This is a genomic window from Guyparkeria sp. SCN-R1 (assembly GCF_003932495.1).
Taxonomy (GTDB): domain Bacteria; phylum Pseudomonadota; class Gammaproteobacteria; order Halothiobacillales; family Halothiobacillaceae; genus Guyparkeria.
Map to the genome: position 1 here is coordinate 1 of NZ_QZMT01000018.1, position 14379 is coordinate 14379.

Here is a 14379-nt window from a genome sequence, read left to right on the forward strand (position 1 = left end):
GACTCAGGCCTTGGTGCCCGCCTAACCAACCGTCCAACTTTTGGGGGTCAGTTCACTGGCCGGGGGGTTTGTCGTCTGGGTTGTCCTCTTGACCGGCGCTTGCGCCGCTTACCCGGTGCGCGCGAGGTAATCCTGCATCAGGGCCTGCGTGCGGGCGGTGATCAGGCGGGCCGGTTCGGCCATGGCCTGCTCCAGCGTGGTCGAGCCGTCGCAGAGCGCCCGGGCGTCGGCCAGGCCGAAGGTGGTCAGTTCCGCCTCGCTGCAGGCGATGCTGCCGGCGATCGCCATGACGGGCACGTCCAGTCGTCCGGCACGGCGCACCACCTCGGCGACCACCTTGCCGCGCGAGGTCTGGCCGTCGATCTGGCCCTCGCCGGTGATGACCAGGTTGGACTCGGTGATGGCCGCGTCCAGGCCGATCAGCTCGGCGATGTAGGCGGCACCCATGCGGGCGGTGCCCCCCAGCACGCAGTCCAGCGCGAAGCCGAGCCCGCCGGCGGCCCCGGCGCCCGGGGTGTCCACCGGGCGCTCGAGGTGACCGGCGGTCTCGATGCAACTGGCCAGTCGGTCGAGGTGACGGTCCATCGCCTCGATCTCCGACTCGGCCAGACCCTTCTGCGGACCGAACACGGGGCTGGCCCCGTACGGGCCGGTCAGCGGGTTGTCGACATCGTTGAGCACGGTGATCTCGACCTCCGACAGCCGCGTATCCAGCGCGGAGAAATCGACCCGTGCCAGGGCACGCAGCGCCGAGGGGTGCGCATCCAGTGCCTGTCCGTCGGCATCGAGAAAGCGCACGCCCAGCGCGGCGAGCATGCCCGCGCCGCCATCGACCGTGCCGCTGCCGCCCAGGCCGATCAGCAGATGACGCGCGCCGGCATCCATCGCCGAACGCATCAGTTCACCCACGCCACGGCTGTCGAGCTGCCACGGGTCGCGACGATCCGGGGGAACCAGGTCGAGCCCGCAGGCCGAGGCCACGTCGATCACCGCGCGCCGGTTGGCGGGGTCGAAACCCCAGCCGGCGGTCAGGTGCGTGCCGGTCGGCCCGTGGACGTCGGACAGGTGCCACTCCCAGCCCAGCGTATGCGTGATCAGATCCGCGGTGCCCTCGCCGCCGTCGGCCATGGGCAGGGCGCGGATCTGCGCCTTAGGGCGGGCCGCGTGAACGCCGCGCGCCATGGCGGCTGCCACGGCGTCGGCTTCCAGGCTGCCCTTGAAGCTGTCCGGGCAGAGGACAACGTGCAGGTCGTCAGACAAGGATCAGCCCCAGGATGTAGATGGTGATCATGGCGCTGATACCTTGCAGCAGGGTCGCCGTGGTGAAGGTCTTGTAGGCGGTGGAAACCTTCATGCGGCTGAACTGGGAGACTACCCAGAAGAAGCTGTCGTTGGCGTGCGAGACGGTCATCGCGCCGGCGCCGACGGCCATTACGGCCAGGACCATGCCCATGTCCGAATCCAGGCCGAGGTCCGGCAGCAGCGGGGCGACCAGGGTGGAGGCGGTGACCAGCGCCACGGTCGACGAGCCCTGGGCGGACTTGAGCGCCGCGGCGATGATGAACGGCACGAACAGCCCCAGGCCGAGACCGGTCAGCATCACTTCCAGCTGGCCGCCCAGCGGAGTCGCCTTCAGCACGTTACCGAACGCACCACCGGCGCCGGTGATCAGGATGATCGGCGCGGACAGCAGGATGCCGTCGACGGTCATCTGGTGAAAGCGGTCCTTCTTGTCGCCGCCCTTGATCAGGGTCAGCGCGAAGATCACGCCGATGGCGAGTGCGACGACCGGTTGGCCGAAGAAAGTGAAGATGTTGGCGATCAGGCCGGGTTCTTCGGCGCCACGCGTGGCTAGGCTCGCGATCGAGCCCAGGCAGATCAGCGCGATCGGGGCGATGATCGGCATGAACGAGGCCAGGGTCGACGGCCGATGGGCCATGTCCGGCTCCGGCTCCTCGATCTCCTCGCCGACCGCTTCGCTGATCGGGTCCGGCTCGAGCAGTTCGGCCTCGTTGGCCGGGTCGGAGTAGCGGCTGGCCCACAGCGCGCCGACGATCGCGGTCACGGCGGCGACCAGCAGGCCCACCAGGATGACCAGGCCGAGCGAATCGGCAATGCCCAGGTTGGCGGCCGCGGCGATCGGGCCCGGCGTGGGCGGCACGAAGTTGTGGGTGGCGAACAGGCCGGTGGCCAGCGCCACGCTCATGGCGACCACCGAGGTGCCGGTCTTCTTCGCCATGGCGTTCTTGAGCGAGTTGAGGATCACGTAGCCCGAGTCGCAGAACACCGGGATCGACACGATGTAGCCGATCAGCGAGACGGTGAAGTTGGGGAAGCGATCGGACAGCAGGCGGATGATCGCCTCGGCCATCACGATGGCCGCGCCGGTGCGCTCGAGGATCACGCCGATGATCGTGCCCAGCGCGATGACGATGCCGATGTAGCCCAGCGTGCCGCCGAAGCCGTCGTTGATGATGCTGATGGCCTCTTTCGGCGCGATACCGCCGGCCAGGGCCATGGCGAAGGCGGCCAGCAACAGGGCCAGGAAGGGGTGCATGCGCAGTTTCGCTGTCGCGAACACCAGAGCGATCACCACGATGATCAGGCTTGCGATAAGCATGGCGCTCAGTCTCCTTGATGGTTGATCCGTTCTTGTTTTCGGTCGTCGATCGACTCGTTTTTCTGCCGCACACCCCGCCGATGAGGTGTGATGACAAGGGCCGAGTGTAGACAGGCTTTTCGAGCGCCGCGATGACAGTTTGCCTATCGGGGGATTAAATACATTGCATCGCTAGCAGAGACGTGATGCATGCGATCCGCATTTTGCATGAAAACGGCTGACTCGGCGACAAGCCGAAAATCGCTATTTCGGATTACACAGTCGGGCGCGTGCGTCACGGAACGTGGGCTCGACACGGCGGAACGCACGCCTCGTGTTGCTTGCGGTGCCGGCCTCCACGTCACCCGATGCTGGCGGGAACTAATCCGGCTGGCCTGCGTCAGGTTGTGGGTGAGGGTATATCCGAGCCTTGCGGTTGGTTCTAGGCTCATGACTCTCTGACCGGCCATCTCCGGTCGCCGTCCTGTCGTGTCGATGGCCAACCCGATGTCGCAATTGCCCGGCCTGCCCGGAAAGAGGACGAATTGTCAGTGTTGACCCGATTCAGCATCTACCCCTACCCCGATGTGCGCCGTCAAGTGGACAGGTGCTCGTGGCCCCGGCATCTATGCGCCGCGCTCTGCGTGGTGCTGGGCCTACTGGCGGCGCCGAACGTGTTCGCGTTCAGCCTGGAGCAGGTCGACGCCGTCGCCCAAGCGCTTGCCGAGCGCGAACACGAGCCGACTCCACCGATTCCTGAGGCACTGGGCAAGATCGATGCCGACACCTTCGGCCAGATCCGCTACAAGCGGGGTTCACGGCTGGACTGGACCGGCGCCCGGTTTTCCATTCGGCCGGTCTCGGCCGGGCATGTCTATCGACACCCGGTCGAGTTGTTTGAGGTTGTCGATGATGAGGTGCAGCAGGTTGCGTTCACCAAATCGGACTTCGACTGGCCGAACGAGTCGTTTGCCCGCAAGGTGCCGGCCGATCTGGGTTTCGCGGGATTCGATATCCGTTATCCCCTGCAACGCCCGGATGCGCCGGAGACGGTCGTTCGCTTCCTGGGCGGCGCCCTGTTCCGTGCGGTGGCCCATGACCAGGTGATGGGGGCTCATGCCCGGGGCCTGGCGATCGACACGGGTCTGCCTGCCGGCGAGGAATTCCCGGCATTCCGGCGATTCTGGCTGGTTCGTCCGGAGCCGGGCGCGCGCCGCATGACCCTGTACGCGTTGATGGACAGCAAGTCGCTGACCGGGGCGTACCGCTTCGTCATCGAGCCCGGAGCCGACCAGACGATAATCCGGGTAAAGGCCAGGCTGCATGCTCGGCGGCCCGTCGACCGACTGGGCCTGGCGCCGATCTCGTCGATGTACTTCTACGGTCGGAACGAACGGCCGGACGATTCGCACTGGCGGCCGGCCGTGTTCAGTTCCAGCGGGCTGCTGATCCACGAGGGCGAGGGGGACTGGTTGTACCGGCCGCTGCGAAACCCGCGCGAGTTGCGTTTGGACCAGTTTCCGGCCGACGGGGTGCGTGGCTTCGGTCTGATGCAGCGCGATACCCGCTTTGGCACGTTCGAGGATCCCGTGGGCCGTTTCGAGAAGCGTCCGTCCGTGTGGGTGACGCCTCAGGCGGGTTTCGGTGGCGGCACCCTCGACCTGGTGCAGCTCCCGGTAAACAGTGAACGTCACGAGAACCAGGTGGTCTTCTTCGAGCCGCATGAACCGCTGAAGCCGGGCGATCCGATCGGCGTCGCCTACGACGTGAGTTTCGGCCAGCGTGACGCGGTGGCCGAGGAGGTGGCCCAGGTGCGGGGTGTGCTCATTGGTGTCGAGGGCGCCGAGGAGCAGGGAGGGGAGCAGTCGGCTCCCGCGTATCGCGTCAACGTGGATTACACCGGCGGTGCGCTGTCGTCCCTGTCCGACAGTGCACCGGTGGTCGCCTCGATTTCCCGTGAACAGTCGGTTCGCGTGCTCGAGCAGTCCGTGGCGCCGTTGCCAGCCGGAGGCTGGCGCTTGTCGATGCTGCTGCAGCCGACGGGCGAGCAGCCGTTGAGGGTGCGTGCGTCCCTGGCGCTCGAGGGCAAGACCATTTCCGAAAGCTGGCAGGACACGCTGCCCGGCCAGGTCGGCCGCTATCTGGAGGAAGGAAAATGACCGAGGCTCGAGGTCCGCACGACGATACCCCCGTCATTGTTTGTCATGACGTGTGCGGGGCACTGCGTCGCTACGGACGCGCCGTGGCGCACGAGATCTCGCTGACCGGCCGGCCGGTAGAGGCCGGGGCGCTCGTCCCGACCCGCGCGGCGGCCGATGCGCGTTTGGACGACTCGCTTCGCCGGCTGGTCGAGGCGCCGCGTCGCAGCGGTCGACCGATCCATCGGGCCTCGCTCGGCTACGCCAGCACGGCTACCTCCGACAAAGGCCGGGACGAGTCGTGATCGACGCCTGGCGCCGGACGCTCTTTCTTCTGATGGTGCTTGCCCAGACGGCGGCGGGCACCTGGGGCATGATCTGGGTGCTGCCCTACCATGGCACGCGTCCCCTGGAAATCGCCATCCTCGCGACCTTCATTCCCCTGTACGCCTTCATCACGGCCGGCAGCTGGATGGCGATCTTCGGCTTCGTCATGCGTCGGGTCTCGGGTCGGGGGGACCGTCACGGTCTGATGCGTCGCTATGCGGATCGCTGGCCGCAGGCCCCGCTTGCACCGACCGCGGTGATCATGCCGGTCTACCACGAGGACGTCGACCGCGTATACCAGGGGCTGCGGGCCACCCTGGTCTCGCTGCTCGAGACCGGCGAGAGCGACCCGTTCGAGTTCTTCCTGCTCTCCGACAGTCGTGACCCGGAGATCTGGCTTGCCGAACAGGCGGCCTGGCGTTCGCTGGTGGCTGAGTTCGGGTTGGAAGGGCGGCTTCACTACCGCCGGCGACGCGTCAATCTCAAGGCGAAGACCGGCAATGTCTCCGACTTCCTGCGCCGGTGGGGGAGTGATTTCCGCTACTTCGTGGTATTGGATGCCGACAGCGTCATGTCGGGAGAGGCCCTGACGACACTGGTCCGGCTGATGGAGTGCGACAGCCGCGTCGGCATGATCCAGACGGTGCCGCGACTGTTCAACGCCCGCTCGGCCTTCGCCCGGATGCAGCAGTTCGTCACCCACCTGTACGGGCCGCTGTTCACCGACGGGCTGGCGGCGCTCCAGCGATCGGAGGCGGTCTTCTGGGGGCACAACGCCATCATCCGTACCGAGCCGTTTATGCGGCACTGCGGTCTGCCCCGCATGCGCGGCGTGGGTCTCTGGCGCGGCGCGGTGTTGAGCCACGATTTCCTCGAGGCATCCCTGATCACGCGTGCCGGTTATCAGGTCTGGCTCGAGGCCGGCATCCCGGGCAGCTTCGAGGAGTCGCCACCCTCGCTGGATGACGAGCTGATCCGGGACCGCCGCTGGTCCAAGGGCAATCTGCAGCATCTGCGTCATCTCCTGGCCGAGCCGGGGCTGCGGGTGGCCCATCGTTTCGCCCTGCTCAACGGGATTTTCGCCTATGTCGCCTCGCCGGTCTGGTTCCTGTTCCTGGTGTTCACCACGCTGGAGGTGGCCCGCTTCAAGCTTGGTGACATCGACTATTTCCCCGACCCGGACGCCTTGTATCCCGCCTGGCCGCAGTGGCATCCCGAATGGGCGTTGCTGCTGGTCACGAGCACGCTGGTGACGTTGTTCCTGCCCAAGGTCCTGGCGCTGCTGGAAGTGCTCGTCTTCGACCGCGAACGGCTGCGAGGGTTCGGCAGCGCGCCGCGGCTGCTGCAGGGGTTCTTTCTGGAAAACCTCTTTTCGGTCCTGCTAGCGCCGGTGCGGATGCTGGCCCACAGTGTCTTCGTCGTCACCGCACTGTTGAACGTGACGGTGAGTTGGGCAGGGCAGAACCGGGGCAACGAGCTTTCCTGGCGCACGGCGATGGCCCGCCACGTCCCCGGGGCGGTACTGTCGCTCGCCTGGACGGGGGGCGCGTATCTCATCGATCCCTACTTCTTCTACTGGACCCTGCCCATAACCGTGCCGTTGGTGCTGGCCGTGCCGGTCACGGTCGGCCTGTCCCGTTTCACGCTGGGCCAACGCTGGCGCCGCAAGGGGATCTGGTTGACGCCGCCGGAGGCGGGCCGTGACGACCCGGTACTGGAGCGTTTCCAGCCGGATGCCGTTGCGCCACGGCCGGGCGGGGAATCCGGCTGGCTGCTGTGGACGCTGCTCGACCCGGCGCAATGGCGCCAGGCGGCCGCCCATGCACCGCGCCGCGGCGGCCTGGCACGACGGGCCGCCCAGCGAGTGGCGGAAGATTGGATCGCCGCTGGTCCGGATGGCATGCCGGGCAAGCGAGCTGCCCGGGTGCTCGATGACGTCGAGGCGATGCGGCGCGTGCACGAACACGCGTGGCGCGGCGAGGTCGCGGACCCGTGGGGTCGTCTGGCCGAGCGCTATGCCCGGCATGTCTGTACCGGGGCGGAGGCCGCAGTCGGAAGACCGGCGGTATCAACTGACAAATCAGGAGGGTATGCATCATGAGTGATCACTCGATCCATCGGCCGGGGCGACGGGCCTGGCTGCGCGGCCTGCTCGCCATGGGCGTGGCGGCTGGCAGCGCCCGGTCGCTTAGTGCCATGGCCTCGGAGGCCGTCGATGCCGAGACGGGGCTGGAGCTGGGAACGGCCGAGCCATTCTCTTTCGAGACGCTCATTCAGCGGGCGGAACAACTTGCCGCCGAGCCGTACGACCCGCCGCCACGCCCGGCTTCCGAGGCGATCCAGTCGATCAACTACGATGCCGCCGGGAAGATCCATTACCGCCGCGACATGGCGCTATGGCGTGACGGCCCATCGGTCTACCCGATCACGTTCCGGCCGCTGGGCGAGTACTTCCCCAAGCCGGTGGCCATGCACGTGGTCGCCGGCGATCAGGCGCGACCGGTGCGCTACCGCCCCGACTATTTCGACATGCCATCCGACAGCCCGCTGCGAGCCGTGCCCGAGGGAGCCTCGGGTATCGCGGGGTTCTGGGTGCACCGTTCCCGGCGGACACATGACTGGTTCGAGGAGGAGCCCTGGGCGACCTTCCAGGGGGCGTCCTACTTCCGTGCCGTCTCCGAGACGGGGCAGGTGGGGATGTCCGCTCGCGGTATCGCGGTCAACACGGCCGGCGAACAGGAAGAAGAATTCCCCGACTTCCGCGCGTTCTGGTTCGAGCCGGCGGCGAGCGAGGGAGATCCGGTGGTGGTCCACGCGCTCCTCGACGGGCCGTCGGTGACCGGCGCGTACCGTATCGCCCTGCGCTCGCGGGGTGATACCGAGATAGAAGTCGAAAAGCACCTGTTCGTACGCAAGACCATCGACCAGCTCGGCATCGCGCCGCTGACATCGATGTGCTGGTACACCGAGACGCCCAATGTGCACCTGCGAGGCTGGCGTCCCGAGGTGCATGATTCGGACACGCTTGCAATCTGGAATGGCGCCGGCGAGCGGCTGGCCCGTCCGCTGGTCAACCCGCCCTCCCATGGTTATTCGGCTTTCGCCGACCAAAATCCGCGTGGCTTCGGCCTGTTACAGCGCGACCGGGACTTCGGCCATTACCTCGACGGTGTGGGCTACGAGAAACGCCCCTCCGTGTGGGTGGAGCCACTCGGTGACTGGGGTGAGGGTCAGGTGGCGCTGGTCGAACTGCCCACGAACGACGAGACCTTCGACAACATCGTCGCCTTCTGGCAACCGGCAGGGTCGCAATTGGCCGGCTCGGCGCTGACGTACCGCTACCGCCTCTACTGGAGTGTGGACGAGCCGTTTGACCCGGATCTTGCCCGAGCCGTCAGCTTGCGTGCCGGTCCGGGGGGCGATTTCGGCAAGCCCCGCATAGCGGACACGGTTCGGTTGGTGATTGGCTGGCAAGGGGCGCGGCTGGAGTCTGTCGATCCGGAGGAAGCCGAGTTTCGTGTCGAGGCGAGCCCGGTGGGTGAGATCAGCAACGTTAGGGTCCGGCAGGTGGCGGGGCACCCGGATCGCTGGCAGACGGAATTCGATCTGCACGTCACCGAGGATGCGCCGGTGGAACTGCGTGGCGAGTTGCGCGTTGACGACGAGCCGGTTGCCGAGTCCTGGCTGTACCAGTATCACCGACAGGCGTTTCGTGAGGTGATGCCGTAACGCTCGAGGTGTGCCGGGATGGTCCGCTGAAATTCAGCGCGACCGGGGGAGTGGTGGGCCCAACAGGACTCGAACCTGTGACCAAGCGATTATGAGTCGCCGTTTATTCATCTATGACCTTCCATCTCGTCAACGCCAATCACGCGCTGTAATGCACGTTCTGGCTGCATTCTGTACACGTTTGACAATCCATATCAATTCCCTCGTAATTGACGGAAATTGATGCCGGGAGTTTCCATAGAGTTTCCCCGGACCGGGCCCCACGTCGAGCGGCAACAGAACCCTATGAGCAGCGTCCAGCGTTTTCGATTCACCCCTTCCCGCCTGCGATCGGTCTCTTGCCCAGATGATCGCGACGAAGTGTTCGTGCGCGACACCGATACGAGCGACCTGTGCTTCCGTGTTCGGGAGAGAAACGGCGCGCGCGTCGAGCGTTTCATGTTCCTGTGCCGGATGAAGGGGAAGTTGGTGAGGATCACGATCGGCGACCCTGAGCGGTGGTTGCTGTCCGAGGCGCGCGCGGAGGCTCGTCGTCTCAGGGCGCTGGTGGATCGAGGCATTGACCCGCGGTTGGACAAGCAGGAACAGCAGGAAGCGAACGAGCGCAAGTGGGCGCAGATGGAACGTGAGCGCGTGACGCTGGCGGACGTATGGAGCGAATACGTCGATGCCCGCCGTGGGGATTGGAGCGATCACCATCTAGAGGCTCACGAGAAGGCGATGCGCGAGCCGGGCCTAAAGCGCCAGCGGTCGAGGAAGCGAACCGTCGCGGGGCCGTTGTGGCCGTTGCGAGATGACCGGCTGGCGGACCTGACACCCCAGCGGATCGCCAAGTGGTTGGGGAAGGAAACGAAGAAGCGCCCGACGAGCACCGCCCAAGCGTACCGCTTATTTCGCGCGTGCCTGGTGTGGGTGAGCGAGCAGCCCAAGTACGCCGGCCTGATCGAGCCCCATGCTCTGTTCAACAAAACCGTTCGCCGTGCCGTGCCCTCACCACGGGCAAAGACCGACTCCCTGCAACGCGAGCAGCTCCGTCCGTGGTTTGAGGCGGTGCGCTCTTGGAGCAATCCCAGTTTGTCCGCCTACCTGCAAGCCGCCTTGCTGACTGGGGCCCGCCGCGGCGAGATTGCCGGCCTGCGCTGGAGTGATGTGGACTTCAAGTGGCGGGCGCTTCACCTGCGGGACAAGGTGGAGGGTGACCGGACGATCCCGCTGCCGCCTTACTTGGCCCACGTGCTCGCCAGCCTGCCCCGCAAAGGGCCGTTCGTGTTCCATTCGGCCCGGTCCGCCAGCGGACATATCACCGATCCGAACCACGATCACAACAAGATCACCGAAGCCGCCGGGCTGCCCCGAATCACGATTCACGGGTTGCGCCGTTCGTTTGGCACGTTGTCCGAGTGGGTCGAGTGCCCCGTGGGTGTGGTCGCACAAATCCAAGGCCACAAGCCGTCCGCCCTGGCGGAAAAGCATTACCGCCAGCGCCCGCTCGACCTTTTGCGCAAATGGCATGTGCGAATCGAGGGTTGGATTCTCGAGCAGGCCGGCATCGAGCAGCCACCGGCGGACGCCGAGCCCGGCAAACTCCGGCTGGTGGAGTGAACAACCGAGTTATCAACCCGGCGCCGAGTGGCGCCACCAATCACCGAGGAGGTGAATCATGACCCCGACCCAAACCCGGACCATCTACTTCATCACTTCCGATGCTGACCAGCACGGCGCAAACCATCGGGCGATTACGCCCATGTTTGACGAGGCCACTGATGCGGAAGCGGCACTGGCGGATATTCGCCAGTCTGACCCGAGTGCACGGTTGGTAGAGGAACGACAGTACCGGTAAATGGCCGCACTTTGACCGACGTTGATGCGGTTGAAATTACGAGCATTGATTGAGATTTTCTATGGCCCGGTCGTCTTCGATGATCGGGCTGTATTGTTTTCTGTTGTTGATTTAGCACGATCAAAGGCCAGTAAACACGATCAAAACTCATCAATGAATAACGAATTTTCCTCTTATATGTCTATGAAACAAAACGTTTTGTTCCGCGGGAGGGGCTAGGGGTTGTCGGGCATTTCCTCCCGCATATTCTTGATGCCGTCGGCATGGCAGAAAAAAGCCCCGAGGTGCTGCAACACCTCGAGGCCGACACCACCAAAGGGGTGGCGAATGGTTCTGGCGAACCTGCCCGGGCTGACCGGGCAACGTTGACGGTATCGCTCATCAACTAGATGGGCAACTGCCTCGACTTCATTGCCTCCCCTCGGTGGGTAACGACACCCAACTCATGGAGGCAATCTCATGACACCAACCCCTACCCAAGCGGCGGTTTCAACCGTCCAGCCATCTGTCGTTGTCGATAGCGGCCTGAGCACTGCGGCCCTGGCTTCCGCAATCGGCTACAACACACAGAGCATCCACGCTCGCCTTTGCCGTAAAGGTGACTTCTACGGCATCCGCCCGAAGAAGCTGCCAAACGGTCGCCTCGTATGGCCGGCCAATACGGTTGATCGTCTACTGGGGGAGAAAGAGGAGGCTTGAAGATGACTGCGAACCACCAGAACGGCGGTCGCGCAGTCGGAGCAGGCACCTCTGATCTTCGCAATCCGCCAGCATCAACGAAACCCCAGTTCCACGACGTAATCGCTTGCATGCGGCACCACGGCCTTGCCCCCGCTGCGGCCATTCGATTCATCGACGATGGCGTGGCCCGTCAGTATCGGGTCGATGGTGACCAGCCAGGAGCGGCGCGTGCGTTCTACATCGCGCTGCCGCGAAATGCCTGGGGTGTTGGCGCCATCGCCTTTGGCGATCTCGCCGGCGGCACCAAGGCCGTTTGTGCTCCGCAACTGCCGCCGAACCGTCAGGAAGCGGTCAGGGCGTTTGCTGATTGTCAGCTCAGCCACGTGCGGAACAAGCGCGGAGCGCGTGTTGGGGGGGTGCTGGAATGACAAAAGCCCCCACCGAAACCGGACAGGGGCCACGCCACGAAGCGCCCCACCAGCATAGCACCGTCCCGCCGTTCGATTTACTGCTTTCTCGCTGCGACACGACCAAGGCGAGGAAGCAGAGTCCGGCGCGTGGGATGACGCGCTCAATCACTGTTCGATGCCTGGCCCATCCCGACAAGAGCCCGAGCCTTAGCGTCAGTGAGAAACAGAACGGCGACGTGGTGTTCCATTGTCACGCCGGATGCTCCAAGGAAAGCATCCTCGAGGCGGCGGGGCTCGAGGTGATCGACCTGATCCATCCCGATAATCGCTACGCACAACGCATCAAGCCCCACGCCGGCCCGAAATTCAGCGCATGGCAAGCCCTGCAGGCCATGGCCACCGACGTGATCGTGGTCGCCCTGTGCGCGGCTGAGATTCGCCGCAATGGCTGGCTGAAGGATGACGACCTCGACTCACTGATCGAGGCGGAATCGAGAATCCAGGACACGATCCAGGCTGGAGGGCTGCTGCGATGAGTAACGTAGTCAACAAAGCCGAGGCGATGCGTGGCCTGCATGTCGAAGAAGAGGTCGACGACCGGGATTACACCATCGCACCACCGAAGGCTGACCCAGCCATGTTTCATGGCCTCGTCGGCGAGGTGGCAGAGGCGGCCACCATCGGACGGGAGCCGAACCGCTCGAGCGTAGCCCTGGCCTACCTGACCTGGCTGTCCGCTGCGGCCGGCCGGCATCACTTCATCGCCGTGGGTGATCAGACCCACCCGCTGCTGATCAACGGTCTGCACGTCGGCCGATCCATGGTCGCGGCCAAAGGCGAGAGCTGGGCCCTGGTCAAACGTATTCGCCGCGCGGTCGGCGAGATGATGGACGGTGATCCGGTGCATGGCACCGATGACGATGGCGCCGTGATCACGCCGGAGCTGTTCGCCGGCCGGGTTCACTCCGGCGGCCTGTCTACAGGTGAGGGGCTGGCGGCACAGGTTCACGACGGCTACATGGTTGGCAAGACCGAGCACGCGCCCATCAACGACAAGCGTCTGCTGATCATCGAGGCGGAGTTCGCCAAGGTGCTTGAGCAAGGCAAGCGTGAAGGCAACACACTGAGCCCGATCATTCGCGACCTGTTCGATGGCGGATCAATCCAGCCGGCCACCAAGTCCGCCAGCGTCTGGGCAACCGAGCCCCACGTCGTCATTCACGGCGCGATCACGCCGCACGAGTTGCGGGCCCGCATGGATGCCACGGCCGCATTCAATGGTCTGATGAATCGGTTCCTCGTCATCTTCGCCGAGCGCACGTGCCTGGTGCCGTTTCCCGAACCGACGCCCGACGAGGTAGTCCGGCGGCTGGCGGTCCAGTCCCGGGACGTGATCAAGTTCGCCCGGGGTGACTATCCCCGGACCAAGTACACCGCACCGATCACGTTGTCCGACGAGGCCCGGGAAATGTACCGGGACGCCTATCCCGACCTTCGGCGGCGCGACGGATCCACGCCGATCATCACCTCGCTGCTCGAGCGCCGGGCACCGATCACAATGCGCTTGGCCGGCTTGTTCGCCATGACCGACCAGACCGCCGTGATCGGCCCGGCTCATATGCGAGCCGCGCTCGCCTGGTCACGGTTCCACCGGGAATCGGTCGCCTACGTTTTCGGCCATGACATAACCCAGCGTATCGAATCGAGTAAGCGCGACGGTCAAAAACAGAAGATCCTCGAAGGGATCCCCGCCGGCCGATGGATGACGCGGACCTTCATTCAGCGCGATGTGTTCGCCAAACGGATCACGTCCAAGGAATTGACCGCCGCACTCGATGACCTGCTCGCCGACGGTCTGCTCGAGCAGAGGGAGAGGCCCAAGCAGAACGGCATCGGCAACCTCAAGGAGTATTCCCGCCCCGCGCAAGATGCGCAGCATGCGCAAGACCGCAACGCGGCGAGCTTTGCGCCGATGCGCAACAGTGCGCAAGACGCGCAGCAAGGGCGGAGCGGCCCGGAATCCTCGCCCCATGTTGCGCATGTTGCGCAGAGGTGCGCAGACGCTGAAACCCGCACCAGAGCAGGCGTTGCGCATGATGCGCATGTTGCGCACGGCGCAGACGGAAATGATGACGAGGTGGTGATATGAGAGCCGCCGACATCATCACGACCCTGGCCGGTCGAGGGATCGCCGTCTCACTGGAGGATGGCCGCATCCATGCCCGCCCCGGGCACCGCCTGACCGATGACTACGTGCGCCTGATCCGCCAGCACAAACCGGCCCTGATGCATCTGCTCAGAACCCGGGCCCAGGCCGATGCCGCCGGCGATGCTGTCGCCCATGAATCGCCCCGCGCGCTGTCACCGATCGAGAAGGCCGGCATCGCTCGGCTTTGCCGCCAGCATTACGACGCCGATGATTCGGCGATCCGGGCAACGATCGAGGACTGCGAAGGCTGCCCAGCGATGCGTGAGTATCACCTGGCGCTCGATCGCCTCATGACAACCCACCGTACGGCGGGGGCTACATAAGCCCCGCCCACTCGAACAGCTTTTTCATACCCCACAGCAGGCCAAGGAAGAACACCGTCACCACGACGACTTCCAACGGATTGAAGCAGATGGTCATTGGTGCCTCCTCCTCACGCGCTTGAT

At 65.1% G+C, this 14379-nt stretch carries 13 protein-coding genes; 11 read left to right on the top strand and 2 right to left on the bottom strand.

Going from position 1 to position 14379, the window contains the following annotated elements:
* Positions 1-108: 108 nt before the first annotated feature.
* Both D5687_RS09415 and D5687_RS09420 read right to left on the bottom strand, forming a co-directional pair.
* Entirely contained in the window at positions 109-1248 is a 1140-nt protein-coding gene (locus D5687_RS09415) for a glycerate kinase (RefSeq protein ID WP_370271317.1), read from the bottom strand.
* Positions 1249-1252: 4 nt separating this feature from the next.
* Positions 1253-2620: a GntP family permease gene (locus D5687_RS09420; protein ID WP_125199527.1), complete on the bottom strand. Its 1368-nt coding sequence runs from the start codon at positions 2618-2620 to the stop codon at positions 1253-1255.
* Between the two features lie 533 nt (positions 2621-3153).
* On the opposite strand from D5687_RS09420, the gene D5687_RS09425 reads away from it, so the two are divergent.
* The 11 genes from D5687_RS09425 (at position 3154) to D5687_RS09480 (ending at position 14256) form a co-directional block, all read left to right on the top strand.
* The gene (locus D5687_RS09425) at positions 3154-4758 is read left to right on the top strand and encodes a glucan biosynthesis protein (RefSeq protein WP_158611846.1); all 1605 of its coding nucleotides are present in this window, start codon (positions 3154-3156) and stop codon (positions 4756-4758) included.
* Positions 4755-5042: a hypothetical protein gene (locus D5687_RS09430; RefSeq protein ID WP_125199529.1), complete on the top strand. Its 288-nt coding sequence runs from the start codon at positions 4755-4757 to the stop codon at positions 5040-5042. The genes D5687_RS09425 and D5687_RS09430 overlap by 4 nt, the downstream gene beginning before the upstream one ends.
* Positions 5039-7165, top strand: a complete 2127-nt coding sequence (gene mdoH / locus D5687_RS09435; RefSeq protein WP_125199530.1) for a glucans biosynthesis glucosyltransferase MdoH — start codon at positions 5039-5041, stop codon at positions 7163-7165. The genes D5687_RS09430 and mdoH overlap by 4 nt, the downstream gene beginning before the upstream one ends.
* Positions 7162-8793, top strand: a complete 1632-nt coding sequence (locus tag D5687_RS09440) for a glucan biosynthesis protein (protein ID WP_204742177.1) — start codon at positions 7162-7164, stop codon at positions 8791-8793. The genes mdoH and D5687_RS09440 overlap by 4 nt, the downstream gene beginning before the upstream one ends.
* A gap of 285 nt (positions 8794-9078) precedes the next feature.
* Positions 9079-10395, top strand: coding sequence for a site-specific integrase (locus tag D5687_RS09450; protein ID WP_125199531.1), 1317 nt, complete (start codon positions 9079-9081; stop codon positions 10393-10395).
* A gap of 58 nt (positions 10396-10453) precedes the next feature.
* Positions 10454-10633 (top strand): hypothetical protein, encoded by a 180-nt coding sequence (locus D5687_RS09455; RefSeq protein WP_125199532.1) that lies wholly within the window; start codon positions 10454-10456, stop codon positions 10631-10633.
* Positions 10634-11092: 459 nt separating this feature from the next.
* Entirely contained in the window at positions 11093-11332 is a 240-nt protein-coding gene (locus tag D5687_RS09460; protein ID WP_192894164.1) for a monooxygenase, read from the top strand.
* A 2-nt stretch (positions 11333-11334) separates the two neighbouring features.
* Positions 11335-11742 (top strand): hypothetical protein, encoded by a 408-nt coding sequence (locus D5687_RS11300; RefSeq protein WP_125199533.1) that lies wholly within the window; start codon positions 11335-11337, stop codon positions 11740-11742.
* 134 nt (positions 11743-11876) lie between these two features.
* Complete coding sequence (locus D5687_RS09470) at positions 11877-12260, top strand: hypothetical protein (protein ID WP_125199534.1); 384 nt, start codon at positions 11877-11879, stop codon at positions 12258-12260.
* Complete coding sequence (locus D5687_RS09475) at positions 12257-13873, top strand: DUF3987 domain-containing protein (RefSeq protein ID WP_125199535.1); 1617 nt, start codon at positions 12257-12259, stop codon at positions 13871-13873. Before D5687_RS09470 ends, D5687_RS09475 begins: the two co-directional genes overlap by 4 nt.
* Positions 13870-14256: a hypothetical protein gene (locus D5687_RS09480; RefSeq protein ID WP_125199536.1), complete on the top strand. Its 387-nt coding sequence runs from the start codon at positions 13870-13872 to the stop codon at positions 14254-14256. Before D5687_RS09475 ends, D5687_RS09480 begins: the two co-directional genes overlap by 4 nt.
* Positions 14257-14379: the final 123 nt, after the last annotated feature.

What these genes read in the sequence shown, in the direction of transcription:
- D5687_RS09420 (WP_125199527.1), bottom strand. Translation starts at nt 2,620, where the DNA reads ATGCTTATCGCAAGCCTGATCATCGTGGTGATCGCTCTGGTGTTCGCG.
- D5687_RS09430 (WP_125199529.1), top strand. Translation starts at nt 4,755, where the DNA reads ATGACCGAGGCTCGAGGTCCGCACGACGATACCCCCGTCATTGTTTGT.
- D5687_RS09440 (WP_204742177.1), top strand. Translation starts at nt 7,162, where the DNA reads ATGAGTGATCACTCGATCCATCGGCCGGGGCGACGGGCCTGGCTGCGC.
- D5687_RS09450 (WP_125199531.1), top strand. Translation starts at nt 9,079, where the DNA reads ATGAGCAGCGTCCAGCGTTTTCGATTCACCCCTTCCCGCCTGCGATCG.
- D5687_RS09455 (WP_125199532.1), top strand. Translation starts at nt 10,454, where the DNA reads ATGACCCCGACCCAAACCCGGACCATCTACTTCATCACTTCCGATGCT.
- D5687_RS09460 (WP_192894164.1), top strand. Translation starts at nt 11,093, where the DNA reads ATGACACCAACCCCTACCCAAGCGGCGGTTTCAACCGTCCAGCCATCT.
- D5687_RS11300 (WP_125199533.1), top strand. Translation starts at nt 11,335, where the DNA reads ATGACTGCGAACCACCAGAACGGCGGTCGCGCAGTCGGAGCAGGCACC.
- D5687_RS09470 (WP_125199534.1), top strand. Translation starts at nt 11,877, where the DNA reads ATGACGCGCTCAATCACTGTTCGATGCCTGGCCCATCCCGACAAGAGC.
- D5687_RS09475 (WP_125199535.1), top strand. Translation starts at nt 12,257, where the DNA reads ATGAGTAACGTAGTCAACAAAGCCGAGGCGATGCGTGGCCTGCATGTC.
- D5687_RS09480 (WP_125199536.1), top strand. Translation starts at nt 13,870, where the DNA reads ATGAGAGCCGCCGACATCATCACGACCCTGGCCGGTCGAGGGATCGCC.